Source organism: Streptomyces sp. UG1 (genome assembly GCF_049974585.1).
Classification (GTDB): Bacteria; Actinomycetota; Actinomycetes; order Streptomycetales; family Streptomycetaceae; genus Streptomyces.
Genome location: NZ_JBNGGG010000036.1, coordinates 61,678 through 75,780 on the forward strand (window position 1 = coordinate 61,678; position 14,103 = coordinate 75,780).

General features: G+C 70.1%; 11 protein-coding genes. 4 read left to right on the forward strand and 7 right to left on the reverse strand.

Annotated elements, in window-relative coordinates:
• Position 1: 1 nt before the first annotated feature.
• Genes ACP4J3_RS34715 through ACP4J3_RS34725 form a run of 3 tightly spaced genes read right to left on the reverse strand, consistent with a single transcriptional unit; the run spans position 2 to position 3,103 of the window.
• A complete protein-coding gene (locus tag ACP4J3_RS34715; RefSeq protein WP_426540276.1) occupies positions 2–817 on the reverse strand; it encodes a glycoside hydrolase family 16 protein in 816 nt (271 codons plus the stop codon).
• A 4-nt stretch (positions 818–821) separates the two neighbouring features.
• Entirely contained in the window at positions 822–1,277 is a 456-nt protein-coding gene (locus ACP4J3_RS34720) for a hypothetical protein (RefSeq protein WP_426540277.1), read from the reverse strand.
• A complete protein-coding gene (locus ACP4J3_RS34725) occupies positions 1,274–3,103 on the reverse strand; it encodes a glycosyltransferase (protein WP_426540278.1) in 1,830 nt (609 codons plus the stop codon). Before ACP4J3_RS34725 ends, ACP4J3_RS34720 begins: the two co-directional genes overlap by 4 nt.
• Positions 3,104–3,279: 176 nt before the next feature.
• Between ACP4J3_RS34725 and ACP4J3_RS34730 the strand changes: the two genes are divergently transcribed.
• Entirely contained in the window at positions 3,280–4,158 is an 879-nt protein-coding gene (locus tag ACP4J3_RS34730; RefSeq protein ID WP_426540279.1) for an alkaline phosphatase family protein, read from the forward strand.
• Positions 4,159–4,179: 21 nt separating this feature from the next.
• On the opposite strand, the gene ACP4J3_RS34735 is transcribed toward ACP4J3_RS34730, so the two are convergent.
• The 4 genes from ACP4J3_RS34735 to ACP4J3_RS34750 form a co-directional block, all read right to left on the reverse strand.
• Complete coding sequence (locus ACP4J3_RS34735) at positions 4,180–5,211, reverse strand: GNAT family N-acetyltransferase (RefSeq protein ID WP_426540280.1); 1,032 nt, start codon at positions 5,209–5,211, stop codon at positions 4,180–4,182.
• Between the two features lie 83 nt (positions 5,212–5,294).
• The gene (locus ACP4J3_RS34740; protein WP_426540281.1) at positions 5,295–6,338 is read right to left on the reverse strand and encodes an aminoglycoside phosphotransferase family protein; all 1,044 of its coding nucleotides are present in this window, start codon (positions 6,336–6,338) and stop codon (positions 5,295–5,297) included.
• A gap of 15 nt (positions 6,339–6,353) precedes the next feature.
• The gene (locus ACP4J3_RS34745; RefSeq protein ID WP_426540282.1) at positions 6,354–7,166 is read right to left on the reverse strand and encodes a DUF427 domain-containing protein; all 813 of its coding nucleotides are present in this window, start codon (positions 7,164–7,166) and stop codon (positions 6,354–6,356) included.
• Between the two features lie 47 nt (positions 7,167–7,213).
• Positions 7,214–8,197 (reverse strand): aldo/keto reductase, encoded by a 984-nt coding sequence (locus ACP4J3_RS34750; protein ID WP_426540283.1) that lies wholly within the window; start codon positions 8,195–8,197, stop codon positions 7,214–7,216.
• 183 nt (positions 8,198–8,380) lie between these two features.
• Between ACP4J3_RS34750 and galE the strand changes: the two genes are divergently transcribed.
• The 3 genes from galE (at position 8,381) to ACP4J3_RS34765 (ending at position 14,103) form a co-directional block, all read left to right on the forward strand.
• Positions 8,381–9,469, forward strand: a complete 1,089-nt coding sequence (galE, locus tag ACP4J3_RS34755) for a UDP-glucose 4-epimerase GalE (protein ID WP_426540284.1) — start codon at positions 8,381–8,383, stop codon at positions 9,467–9,469.
• Between the two features lie 208 nt (positions 9,470–9,677).
• A complete protein-coding gene (locus ACP4J3_RS34760; RefSeq protein WP_426540285.1) occupies positions 9,678–12,833 on the forward strand; it encodes an EAL domain-containing protein in 3,156 nt (1,051 codons plus the stop codon).
• A 19-nt stretch (positions 12,834–12,852) separates the two neighbouring features.
• Complete coding sequence (locus ACP4J3_RS34765; protein WP_426540286.1) at positions 12,853–14,103, forward strand: aminotransferase class I/II-fold pyridoxal phosphate-dependent enzyme; 1,251 nt, start codon at positions 12,853–12,855, stop codon at positions 14,101–14,103.

Here is a 14,103-nt window from a genome sequence, read left to right on the forward strand (position 1 = left end):
CTCACGGCTGCCAGACGCGCACCCAGTCCACCTTCATCTCGGCCGAGTCGACCGAGGTGGGCGGCGACCTCGGCACTCCGACGGCCAGATTGATCAGGACCTCCATCGGGACATGGGGGATCCGCTCGGGCTCGGTCACCCGGAACCGCCGCACACCGTCCACGTACCAGCTCAGCTCGTCGGGGGTCCACAGCAGGCCGAACACGTGGTGGTCGGCAGGGAAGTCGACAGGCCCGTAGCTCCCCCGCGCACGGTGCTCGGCGTCCGCGTCCCGCCAGTGCACGTACATGAAGACCTGCCGAGTGTTCCCGAGGAACTCCATGATGTCCAGTTCTGGGGGCGTGAAGCGGGACGCCGGCATCATCCAGAAGGCCGGGAACATGCCGGCCTGCGGGGGAATCCGGATCGCCGCCTCGAAGTATCCGTACGTGAAGGTGTGCCGGGGTGTGGCATCCCAGTGGTCGCGGCCGGTCGAGACCATGCCCGACCGCCACGGGTACGTCATGCCGTCACTGCCCCGGGTCGTACGACGCTCCGCGCTCAGAGTCAGGACACCCTGCCCGACGGACACCTGACCGGGCAGGTACCACTGCTCCTCGTCGTTACCGCTGTTGGTGCACCCGTCTCGGTTCCAGTCATAGCACGTGACCCAGCGGCCCGTGTCGAGTTCCGTACCGCCGAACTCGTCGTGGAAGGTCAGCCTCCAGCCACTCGGCACGGGCGACCGGGCCGGCTGCGACGCCTCCCCACTGCCACAGGCTGCCGTGACCAGCAGCACTATGGCAGCCAGCGCGGCTCGCAGCCCACGGGGACGCATGCGGTCACCCTCGCGGCTCGTCCGCGGCCGGACCGCGCGTCCGCGGGGGGCGAGTCCTCCCTACCGCGCGCCCGCCAGTGGCAGCGCGCCGGGGCAGCAGCGCGAGGAGGGATGTGACGGCCGCCAGTGCGGTCAGTACCCGGATCGGGGTGAACGCGTCGCTGAGGTAGAACACCTCCGCGGCGAGAACCGCCAGGCACAGGCTGAGCGCAACGGTCAGGAAGGCGGCCTCCAGTACCACCGGCCAGCCGGCGTCTCTCCACTGCGCCCCTGGCCGTGCCCACCGCACGGCCGCCGCCCCCGGTCCGAGCAACAGGAACGTCGTGGTCATCAGTGCGCGCGCGAAGGACCCGTCCGGCAGGCCGGTGGCCGTTGCCAGGGCAAGCCAGCCGGACAGTGCGAGAAGGAGGCGGAGCGGCCATCCCCCGCCTCGCCCGGGGCGCGTGCGGAGCGTAGTCATGGGCTCTCCCCGCTGTCCGGATTCTGGTACCGGTAGACCACGGCGTCCTGATTGCGGTATACGGGAACGAATCCCCATGTCTTGGACATCTGGGACTCCAGGCGGCGCGTCGTGTCGGCGGGCAGAGTTCCGTTGAGGTAGCACTCGGCGGCCTGGGCGCGGCTCAGCAGGATGTAGGCCGGGTCACGCACAGTGGCCCCTTCGACGAAGGGTTTCAGGCCTTCCAGCGGATTCTCGGCCACGCGGCGCCGATCGTCGGTGTCCTGCTCGTTGAGCTGGATCCGGGGATGGAGGTCGTAGTTCATGTCCAGGCCTGGCACGTCCGAGGTCAGCGTGATGATCAGCGACCCCGGCGGCGTGGTGGCCGTGATGAATTGAGCGGCCGCCACCTCGTCCTTGGTGAAGTAGTTCGCGGCCTCCTTGCCGTAGTAGCCGAAGAGCAGCCCTCCGATCATGGCCAGCGCCAGCGGAGAGACGGCAAGCGCGCCGAGTCGCGGACGTCTGTCCCACTGGAACAGCAGCGCGGACACCAGGAAGGCTGCCGCAGGCAGCGCGAACAGATAGGCGCGGAAAATCATCTCACCGCCGTAGGCGTTCGCCGCCAGGACCGGCAGCGGGGCCAGGACGAGCAGCGGCATCCCCGTACGCCGGGTCCACGGGCGGGCGACGACTGCGGCGGCCGCCATCAGGAAGACCGCGGCAGACAGACCGCGGTCGATCCAGGACACCAGCACCTGCCCCGGGGCGGCGGTACCCAGGGCCGCGAGACCGGAGACCACATTGGCCTCCGGCTCCACCACCGCGGCCAGGAACTCACCCAGGTGTGCGAAGACGTACGGCCGCGCCACGGTGGCGTCCCAGATCAGCGTCAGCAGCACCGCGCTGCCCAGGAGCGGCAGCACCACGCCCCTGTTGCGGCGCGGAATCGACAGCGCAACGAGTGCGCTGATCATCATCAGTGGCGTCAGCGGGTGGGAACAGACGATCACGGCCTGGACCAGCACCACCAGCGCGAATCGGCCGATGGGCAGGCCCGTGTGCGAAGGGTCGCGGACCGCGAGCTTCGATGTCGGCAGGTGACCCACCACAAGAGCGAGCATGGTGGTGAAGAACAGGAAGGCGAACGCCTGCGGCGCAAAGTAGTCCTGTCCCACCCACGAGCAGGAGTAGTAGACCCACGCAGCCCCCCAGATCAGCCTCCGGTCGCGTGTCACGGACCGGTAGATCAGCAGCAGCGGGGCGAGCAGCAGGGCGTTGACGACGGGCGGGGTCCACACGGCATAGCCGAGCGACGACTCCAGGCCCGTCACCTGCACCACGAACGCGTTGAGATGGAAGAAGCCGGGCCACTGGTCGTAGACGTCGAGCTGCTGCGCGCCCGGCACGTTGCCGTCGTTGCGGATCATCGCGTCGACGACCGCAACGTGCTTCCAAGCCCAGCCGTAACGAAGCGTGGGGTACAGCAGCCCGGGGGTCACGTGCAGGATGGCGATCAGCCCGAGGACGTAGGCAGCGAACCAGCCGCCGGGAGTCCGCCGGTCGGACAGGGCGAGGCAGAAACCGGCGACGAGCAGGCCGAGGGCGACCCAGAACAGCACTGGCAGAACCTGCAACAGGCCCAGGTCGTCCATCCCGCGCAGATTCACCTCGCGCAGGGACAGCAGCCACAGGACGAGCACGGCCGGCAGCGCTGCCCGCACCACCCACTGACGTGTCGTGGTGCTCAGTAGACCGTCCCGGGCGGTGCCGGAGTCGCCGGGCAGGTGCGTGTCAACGCTGGAGTGCGGCACCGTCCGGCCGCCCGTCAGCGTCGAACGCTTGCCCATGAAGCCGCCTCCCGCACAGCGATTCACATCGCCCATCTGAGGCATTGGTGCTAAAAATCACGTTACTTCCGTTTGTCATGCCCGGCAGCGTGTGACGGTCTGGCACGAAGGGACGTGCGGGCGCTCGGTTCTCGCCGGATCCATCCATCACCGAAGGGAGCACAGTGCGACCACGAGTGAGGCCCTTCCCCGAGTGGGGCCGCAGCGCGAGGAGGGTGCTCGTCGCGGCGTCGGCCGTCCTTGCGGTCCTCGCGCCGGTCGCGGGGTGCGGCTCGTCGGCGGAGGACAGCGTCGTCCCCCGGCCCGACCACGTCGTGGTGGTCATCGAGGAGAACCGCGGCTACGAGGACATCATCGGATCGCCGCAAGCGCCGTACCTCAACCAACTGGCCCGACAGGGCGCGAACCTGACCCAGTTCTACGCCATCACGTACCCGAGCCAGCCGAACTATCTCGCGCTGTTCTCCGGCTCCACGCAGGGCGTCAACGAAAACGACTGCCCCAACGACTTCTCGGGCCGCAGTCTCGGCTCCGAGCTTCTGCAGGCCGGTCTGACCTTCACCGGCTACTCGGAGGGCCTGCCGAGCGTCGGCTACACCGGATGCACGAGCGGTGCCTATGTGCGGCGGCACAACCCCTGGGTGAACTTCACGAGCCTGCCGGCCTCCGTCAACCGTCCGTGGACCGATTTCCCCGAGGACTTCTCGGAGCTGCCGACCGTCTCGTTCGTCGTACCGAACCTCGAGAACGACATGCACGACGGCAGCGTCCGGCGAGGCGACACCTGGCTACGGCGGAACCTCGGGGACTACGCCCGCTGGGCGATGACCAACAACAGTCTCCTGGTGGTCACCTGGGACGAGGACACAGGGGGCGAGGACGAGGACAACCAGATCCCGACCATCCTGGTCGGGGAGCGCGTGCGCCCCGGTGACCATGCTCAGCCGAACAACCTGTACGGCCTGCTGCGCACGCTGCTGGACGCCTACGGTCTCGACCAACTCGGTCACAGTTCCGACGCCGAGCCCCTCGACGTGTGGAAGGACGAGACCTGACCGACGGGGCCGATCGGCGCGTCAGGCGTCCCGGAAGCGGATCGCGCGTTTGACGGTCTCGCGCAGTGCGCGATCGGCCGCGGACACGGGCAGCCGTTCACGCAGGTAGCGAGGAGTGGGCCAGCTGTCCGCTCCGAAACTCGCCTTGTAGTCGGCCAGTGAGGATCCCGGAGCGGAGTCGCCCATGTCGTAGCATGCGCAGCCTGCCTCGCACGCCTCTTCGATCGCGAGTCGGTGGAGCAGGGCGTTGGCCCGGCACGGATGGGCGAGCTCCCGATCCATGGCGGCGCGCCACAGCTTGGCATGACGCCCGTGTCGCAGTACGACGATCGACGCACAGGGCTCCCCTCCGTACCGGGCCACCCAGATCGTGCAGGATGCACCGAGCCGGGTGGTCACCGCCCTGAGCCGGCTGACGGGGAACTCCCGCTTCCTGCGCCACCGGGCGAGCGCCGGCGGCTCGTGCTGCTGCCTGGCCCAGCGCTCGATGGACTTCTCGTACAGCTCGTAGAAGACGGGGGCGAGGCGACCGGTGCGGTCCGCCTCCACCTCGACTTCCATACGCTCCGCGCGGTGGACGTCGCGCCGCACCCGCGGGCGGAAGCGCCGCTCCCATACGGTGCTGAAACCACCGCCGAGATCCACCACCTGTGTCGTCCTCGGCTCCTGCCGGAACGCGGCCGGCGCAGCCGTCTCCCACATTCCGGCCTCCGTCGGCCGGAATCGCACCGCCACCTGCAGCACCGGGCGCCGCGCCAGGTCGCCGAAGACGACCCGCGCCTTCGCCGGATCGACTCCCCCCTGTGCCACGGGCCCGCCGATGCCCCAGTCGACGGGCCAGGACTCCTCCGCGTCCAGCCATCGCGGACGCCGAGCCCTGCTGACCAGCGGGAGCACGATCCGGCTGCCGTCGTGGAACTCGTAGAGCCGACTGGCGTCCTGGTACGGCCCGGTGGCACACAGGCAGTCGAGCCAGTCCGGTGTCTGCGTCGCGCGGCAGTCCGCGTCCCGCTCCGCCACCTCCCACCAGGTCTCACGAGGCGCCGGACTCATGATGTGCACGGGACCTGCCGCGGTGCCGGTCCAGAGGTCAGAGGATGTGTTCACAGCGGTCTCCTACGGAAGCGGGATCCCGGTCATGCCGTCTCCTGGGCCGCCACCTCGCGGAGCACGGGGACGATATTGTCGGCAACCCAGCGGTGGCTGCGCCCGTAACGGGCCGACTTCTCCAGGTTCCCCGAGGCATGCCACAGCCACGTCAGCAACGTGATCGCGACCTGCCCGCGAGGGTCGGACACGAGCGCCCTCGCCCCGGCGAGCAGCCGCTGGTCCTCGGGCCGCAGAGCACCGCTCCGTACGACGTCGGCCACGACCCGTCCGAACTGCCGCCGTCCGCGCTGATGCCGCAAGGTCAGGACGAACGTGTAACAGTCGAGCACGGACGGGCCGTCGGCCACGGCGCCCGCCCAGTCGATCACCCCGCACAGCGGCCCGTGCCCCTGCGTCAGCACGTTGCCCGGGTGGAAGTCGCCGTGCGTCCACCCGACCAGCAGACGGCGGCCGACCAGATCGCGTTCCAGGTGCGCACGCAGCGCCTTCAGGGCCTGCGCTCCTTCATCACGGCGACACCAGCGGACCTCGTCGCCCAGCACGGTCAGCCGGGGGTCGATCCAGTCACCCACCCGGTCCGTCGCCTCCTCGGCGTACCCCGTGGCCCGGTGCAGCTCTCGGATCGTCCCAAGAGCGGAGCGGGCGACCGGACCGGCCAGGTGCGGGAAACGCCGCAGCAGCACATCGGCTTCTATGCCGGGCAGGCGGCTTTCCACCACCAGCGGCAGCGGTCCGTCCAGTCGGCACTCCTCCACCACCGGCAGGAGCCGACGCCACGAGCCGAGGCGCTCATCACGGCCGAGCCGCCGCACGGCGTCGCATTCACGCGACAGCGAGGTCGTCGCGCGGGCGGTGCGGGGGTGCTTGACCACCGAGGGCCTAGCGGCTCCGAGGCCGAAGACCAGGAGGTCGGACAACGTCCGCCGCGTGCCTCGGGGATCGCCCTGGAAGACGTCGTCGGGGCCAAGGGAGTCTGCCAGCCGCCGTGCAGCCCGGACATCGGAGGGGAGGGTCAACAGGCCGACCGGGCGCAAGGGCAGCAGGCCCCGCAACTCCTCCGTGAACGTCATCCAGCCCCCTTTCAGCTACTGGGGCGATGTCCGAAGCACCTCGGTGAACGGCGTGACCGGGCGCTCAAGGCGTTCTCCGTCCACGATGAGGTCCACCGCCTCGTTGTAGAAGGCGAGCAGCCCCTCGATGGCGCCCACCGCGGGCAGCGGCTCCGGATAGCTCCAGACGATGTTCCGCGGCACCTTGCCCGCACCACGCCACGTCCAGTATCGAGCGGTGCCCTTGTACGGGCACCCGGTGTGGTGGTCGGTGGGTTCGAACAGGTCGAGGCGAACGTCCTCGCGGGGGATGTAATACCGCGTCGGCAGCCCCGTCTCGAACAGCAGCACCGGGCGATGGGTGTCCGCGACGACCGTGCCGGCGATCTCGACCCGCACATGGCGGCTGCTGGGCATGGCGTCCACCCGTTTGTGCGGGTCACGCGGGTGGACGAAGATCTCTTCCTGCTCCTCGTACCAGTGGTCGAGACCGGTCCCCCAGCGCCGGAACCACTCGAAGGCAATGTGTCCGGCGAGGTCGGCGGCGGGGAATGTCCAGGCCGCGTTCTCCACGATCTCGCCGTCGGCCTCGAGGTCGTAGAAGATCTGCGATCCGGAGTGTGAGCCCGGCCGTGGGTTCCCGGCCGGGCGGAGGAGGTCCGTGCGGACCTCCTCACGCGGGAACGCGTAGCAGGGCACGGGCACGCCGGGTTCCCACACCAGGACGGGGTGCCGACTGTCGACGACGGTGACGTCGCCCTTGCGGCCGCGCACCCAGCGTTCGCTGGGCTCCCACAGGAGGCCTTCAGGAGTCGTACGAACGGACCGCTCGGTGGGGAACAGAGGCATGGCCCACTCTCCCTTCGACAGCCCTTGTGAGCCTACTCCCGGTGTGGTCAGTGGGCCGCGTCCAGCCGCGCCCGCTGCTCCGCCGACAGCTCCAGGTCCACGGCGCCCAGGCTCTCCTCCATCTGCGCCACGGACGACGCTCCGACCAGCGGGACGATCGGCGGCTCGGCGCCGATCTGCCAGGCCAGGACGACCTGGTTGACGGTGGCGCCGGTCTCCTGGGCGACCTCGCGCAGCACCCTCAGTCGGGCCGGGGTGCCTGGGTGTTCGAAGTCCGCGGGCAGCCGGTCCGGGTGGGTGTAGGCGCCCTTGAGCAGGGGCGAGTAGGCGACCAGGGTCAGACCGGGCTCGGCTCGCAGATAGCTCAGCAGCTCGGGTCCGGCGTGGCCGAGGCTGCCGTCGGGGAACAGGCCCTCGGGGACGTCGAGGCGGGGTCGCAGGTGGCTGTGGGCGTACTGGAGCACCTCGTAGGAGGGGAGGCCTGCCGCGGCGGCGAGGGCACGGGCCCGCTCCACCCGCCAGATCGCGTGGTTGCTGACGCCGAGCAGCCCCACCGTGCCCTCGGCGACGAGTTCGGCGAATCCCTCGACGGTCTCCTGCAGCGGAACCCTGTGGTCCTCGATGTGGGCGTAGAGCAGGTCCAGCCTGTCCACGCCGAGCCGGTCGCGGCTGCGCTCGGCGGACTCGCGGATCACCTTCGCCGACAGGCCCTCGGCGTTGTCGACGTAGCCAGTGCCGGGGGCCAGAGGGCGAGCGCCGAGCTTGGTGGCGATGACGATCTCGTCGCCGACACCGCGGCTGCGCCGCCATCGGCCGAGCAGTTCCTCGCTCTGGCCGCCCTGGCCGCCGTCGATCCAGAAGGCGTAGTTGTCGGACGTGTCGATGAAGGTTCCGCCGGCCTCGACATAGCGGTCGAGCACGGCGAACGAGGTCTCCTCGTCGGTGCGCGAGCCGAACAGCATCGCGCCGAGCGCGAGAACGCTGACCTCACGGCGGGTGGTGGGGTCGGTGCCGACGGTGCGGTACTTCATGGATGAATCCCTCCCGTGCGCGCCCGCGTTCGGGGCACGCGAGGGGAGTCTGCAGCTTGGAGCGCGCTCTCAGTCAAGAACGTGGATGCGACCGGCCGCCTTGACTCCCGGGGAACAAGCGGCGCAGAGTTGTACATATACGCCGTAAACATACGGCGCTGGCGGCAGCAGGAGCGTCCTGCCATGGGGAGCAGCGCAGCCGAGGGAAGTGAAGTTCCGTGGACTCCGTCGACTGTGCTGGTCACCGGCGGAGCCGGTTTCATCGGCAGCCACGCCTGCGTGGAACTCCTCGACCACGGATACGAGGTGATCGTGGTCGACAACTACTCCAACAGCACTCCGCAGGTCTTCGCCCGCGTGGAGCGGCTGGCCGGCCGCTTCGTCGGTGCCGTCTACGAACTGGACATCCGTGATCGACGCGCCCTGTCGGCCGTCTTCGACCGACACTCCGTGGACGCCGTCGTGCACTTTGCCGCGCACAGGGCCGTGGGCAGGTCGACGCGGATGCCCATCGACTTCTACGACACCAATGTCGGCGGCACGACCGCCCTGCTGGGGGCCATGCACGAGCACGGCGTGCACCGGCTCGTGTACCCCTCCTCCTGCTGGGTCTACGGCGACGCCGGGCACGGTCCGCTCGACGAGACCACCCCGGCTCGGCCCACCAACCCGTACGCGACCTCGAAGTGGATCAGCGAGCAGATCCTCGCGGACGTCTGCCGCCGCCGCCCCGAGTACACCGTCCTGTGCCTGCGGTACTCCGCCCCGGCCGGGGCCCACCCCAGCGGACTGCTCGGCGAGACCCATCGCGTCGCGTCCGACCGCCTGGTGCCGTACCTCGCCCAGGTGGCCGATGGCCGAAGCGAGCGGCTCGAGATCTTCGGCGGCGACTACCCGACCCACGACGGAACCGCGATCCGCGACTACCTCCATGTCATGGACGCGGTCGAGGCGCACCGCGTCGCGCTCGACCACCTCGCCGACGAGCGGGGCATGCACGTGTACAACCTGGGTGTCGGAAAGGGCAGCTCCGTCCTCGACGTCGTCGCCGCGTTCTCCAGGGAGTGCGGAAGGCCCATCCCCTATGACGTCGGGCCTCGCCGGCCGGGGGACGTCGCCGAACTCGTCGTCGACCCGACCGCGGTCGCGCGTGCCTGGGGCTGGCGCGCCACCCGGGATCTCGCCGACCTGTGCCGGGACACCTGGCGTTTCCAGCGGCTCAACCCGCACGGCTACGCCGACTCCGCCCGGCGGCCGAACCCCAGGGAGTAGGGCCGTGGTGTGGACTTCGGTCGTCCGCAAGGCCCGTTGGGCGGGCCGGCATCGGCGCCTGACGTGGTCACCGCCGGGGCACCTCACGACCCGCAGCAGGGACCGGGTGACGAGGTGCAGGAGGGCGCTGACCGTGCCTACGATCGTTACAGGAGGCCCGAGTTGGCACCTCCCGCACAGCCTCGTGCCCTCCTATTCGGGGAGGCGCTTGCCCTTGCTGCCGGCCCAGCGGCTGATGGTCGCCCACATCGCGCTGGTAGGGATTGTCACCGGCCTGTACATGACCATCCCGGATCTGCGCACACCGCTGTGGGCGGTCATCGGGCTGGCGGGTGCCGCCGCCATCTTCGCCGGCGTGCACCTCCACCGGCCCGCGCACCGCTGGCCGTGGTGGGTACTCGCCACCGGTCTGCTGGCCTTCGCCGCGGGCGACGCCTACTACAACGCGCAGGAGGCCTACTTCAACGCGTCCAATCCGTTCCCGTCCCCGGCGGACGCCTGCTATCTCGCCGTGTATCCCCTGTTCGCCGCAGGGCTGTTCGGTCTGGTGCGGTACCGCTGGGTGGACCGTGACCTGCCCAGCCTGCTGGACGCGCTGATCATCACCGCGGGGCTCGCGCTGCCGGTCTGGGTGTATCTGGTGCAGCCCCTCGCCCGGCTGGAGGGCCTCACCTGGGAGCAACGCGCGATCAGTATCGCCTATCCGCTCGGGGACATCCTGGTGCTGGCGCTCCTCGCACGGCTGCTGGCCCCCAGCCCCGTGTCCGGCTCCCACCGCGCCGTCCAACTGCTCGTGGTGGGCACCCTCACGCTGCTCTGCTTCGACATCGCCTACGGGATCCTGCAGCTCAACGGCACATGGCAGGCCGGCACGCTCCTGGACTCCGGGTGGATCGTCTTCTACACGGCCTGGGGACTGGCCGCGCTGCACCCCTCCATGGCGCAGCTGACCGCATCGGAGTCCCAGCCGCAGTCCGTGCTGCTGCCCTGGCGCAGGCTGCTGCTGCTCACAGGGGCCACGCTGATCCCGCCCGCGGTCCTGGTGTACGAGGAACGCCTGGGCCGCGTGCGCCACGACGCGGCGGTACTGGCCGCGTTCTCCGGGGTGCTGTTCCTGCTGGTGATCCTGCGGCTCGCGGTGATGATCGTGGTGCATCGCAAGGCCGTGGCACGGGAACAGGCACTGCGCGCCGCGGCCACCTCACTGGTGGCGGCAGTCTGGCCGGAGGACGTCGACCGAGCCTGCGAAGCGGCGATCGGCAGGCTGTTCGCGCCGAAGGCCCCGCACGTGACCATGCTGCTGTCCGCCCGGGACGCCCAGGACCTGTACAGGCGCCTTGCGCGGTCCCTTGTGGATGTCGCCGGCCGACAGGTCATGGACCGTGCCGAGCCCTCGCGTAACGGGACGGCCGACCCTGCCCGCCACCGCACCCTCATGCTTCCCGTCACCGTGTTCGGGCCGAGCATCGCCGCCCGGCTCGGGGACGTGCGGACGGCCCTGGTCTGCCCCATGGTCCAGCCCGGCCGCCCGGCCGGCGGCGAACTGCCGGGCGCACTGCTGGCGGCCGGCCCCGAGCGCCAGCTCGCCGAGATGCGCGGCTCGCTGGAGATCCTGGCCTCGCACGCGGGACTGGCGACGGAGCGCATCGCGTTGCGGCGGGAGATCATCCGCCAGGAGAGCGAAGCCTACTTCCGCACCCTGGTGCACCATGCGACGGACGTCATCCTCATCGTCAACGACGACACAACCGTCCGTTACGCCACTCCGTCCGCGCAGGCCGTGTTCGGCAGCACCGTCGAGCTGCCCGGGAGACGGCTGCCGGAACTGCTGGATCCGCAGGACCGCGACCGGGTGGTCCGGACTTTGACGACCCTGCGGAGCGGCGGGCGGCAGGAGGCCCACGACCACTGGTGGGTGGTGCGGGAGGCCGGCCGCATCGAGGTGGAGGCGCGCTGCCGTGACCTGCGGCAGGACCGGACCGTGGGCGGTCTGGTCGTGACACTGCGGGACGTCACCGAACAGCGTCAGCTGGAGCAGGAGCTCACCCAGCGAGCCTTCCACGACCCGCTGACCGGTCTGCCCAACCGGGCGCTGCTGCTGGAGCGGACGGAGCGCGCGCTGCTGCGCAGCCGCCGGGAATCGACGATCACCTGTCTGCTCTTCATCGACCTGGACGACTTCAAGATCGTCAACGACACCCTGGGCCACTCGGTCGGCGACCGGCTGCTGCGCGCCGTGGGAGAACGTCTGTCGGGAACGCTGCGCCGTACCGACACAGCGGCCCGGCTGGGCGGCGACGAGTTCGCTGTGCTGATGGAGGACGCGAAGCGGCCCCTCGACGCCGAGCTCCTGGCCGCGCAGGCGATCCAGACGCTCAACCGGCCGTTCCAGCTGGCCAACGAATCGGTGAGCATCTCCGCCAGCGTCGGGGTGGCCACGGCCATGGACAGTACGAACGCCGAGGAACTGCTGGCCCTCGCCGATCTGGCCCTGTACGCGGCCAAGGCCTCCGGCAAGCGCCAGTGGCGCCGCTTCCAGCCCCAGCAGCGCGCCCGGGTGGTGGAACGCCACGACCTCCAGGCGCGCCTCGACAGTGCGATCGATCGAGAGGAGTTCACCCTGTGCTATCAGCCCGTCGTGGACATCGCCGCGGGCGACGTCGTGGGCTTTGAGGCACTGGCCCGCTGGCCGCGCCTCGGCAGCGATCCGATCCCACCGGGGCGGTTCATCCCGCTCGCCGAGGAGACCGGCCGCATCTCGGTGCTGGGCACCTGGGTGCTGCACCACGCCACGGCCGACATCGCCCGGCTGCAGCACCGCACCCGGCGGACCAGCCCGCCGTACCTCAGCGTCAACGTGTCCGCCCGGCAGTGGCGGGACGCGGGCTTTCTGAACGAGGTGTGCGGGGCCCTGCACACCGCCGGTCTGGTGCCGGGCACGCTGTTGCTGGAACTCACCGAGTCGGTGCTCATGCAGCGGACCGAGCAGATCGACACCCTCATCCGGGCGCTGAAGGACCTCGGCGTGCGCATCGCCGTCGACGACTTCGGCACCGGCTACTCCTCGCTGCGCTATCTCCGGGACTTCCCCATCGACGTACTCAAGATCGACAAGACGTTCATCGACGACATCCCTCAGGACCCCCGACAGGTCGCCCTCGTCGAGGGCATCGTCCACCTCGCCGACACGCTCGGGCTTCAGGTGATCGCCGAGGGCATCGAGAAGCAACAGCAGTGGGAGCTGCTGGCGGACATCGGCTGCGGCTACGGGCAGGGCTACCTGTTCGCGCAGCCGATGACGGTGGAGCAGGGCGAGTCCGTGCTCCAGCAGCACGGCGGCGTCCGGCCGGCGCCGCGGGCCTGAAACGAGAGGGAGCACCACCATGCGCGCAATCCACGCCGAACCCCCGGGAGTCCGGCGCGACCCGCGGTGGGGCGACCTCGACCACCTGCGGCGGACGAGCCCCATGAGCGACGCTGTCCTGGACGAGGTGCGCGGCCGGCACATCCGCAGCGGCGATCACTGGCTGATCGACTTCGCATCCTGCAACTACCTGGGCTTCGACTGGGACTCCGAGATCATCGACGAGATCGAACCGGCCGTACGACGGTGGGGCACGCACCCCAGCTGGTCGCGCCTGCTGGGCAGCCCGCGGCTCTACCCGGAGATCGAGGAGCGGCTCGCCGCGCTGCTCGGCGCGCCGGACACGCTGCTGCTGCCCACCGCCACCCTGATCCACGCCTCGGTGATCCCCGTCCTCGCCGACGCGGGCCATGTCTTCGTCGAGGCCAGGGCACACAAGACCGTGTACGACGGCTGTGTCTCGGCCCGCGGCCAGGGCGCACGGCTGCGGCGCTTTCGCGCCGACCGGCCCGAGGAGCTGGACACGCTGCTGCGGGCCGTGCCGTCCGACGGGCCCCGGCTGGTCTGTCTGGACGGTGTCGACAGCATGAGTGGGAACACCCCCGACCTGCCGCTGCTGGCTCGGATCTGCCGGGAACAGGGCGCGATGCTGTACGTGGACGACACCCACGGTTTCGGTGTCATCGGGGAGCGGACGGCAGCGGAGCCCTGCCCGTACGGATCGCGCGGCAACAGCGTGGTCCGGCACATGGGCGAGACCTACGACGGCATCGTGCTGGTCGGCGGTTTCTCCAAGGCGTATTCGTCCCTGCTGGCCTTCCTCGCCCTGCCCACCCGGCTCAAGGACCACCTGAAGACCGCCGCCGGTCCCTATCTGTACTCGGGTCCTTCGCCGACGGCGTCCCTGGCCACGGCGCTCGCGGGTCTTCGGGTCAACGACCGCCGGGGGGACGCCATCCGTGCCGATCTGTACCGCAAGACCGTGCGGGTGCTCCGGCACATCCGCGCCCTCGGCCTGAACACGCCGAGCGTTCGCGAGTTCCCGATCGTGGAGGTCCCGCTCGCCGACTCGGCCGATCTGGACGCGGTCGCCCGGTTCCTGTGGGAGCGCGGCATCTACGTGACCCTCGCGGCCTACCCGCTCGTCCCCCGCGACCGGGTCGGCTTCCGCGTCCAGGTCACGGCGCTCAACTCCGACGAGGACATCGACCGGCTGAACGACACGCTGAGCCGACTGGCCGAGCAGCGCGTCCTGGGGCTCAGGAGGTGA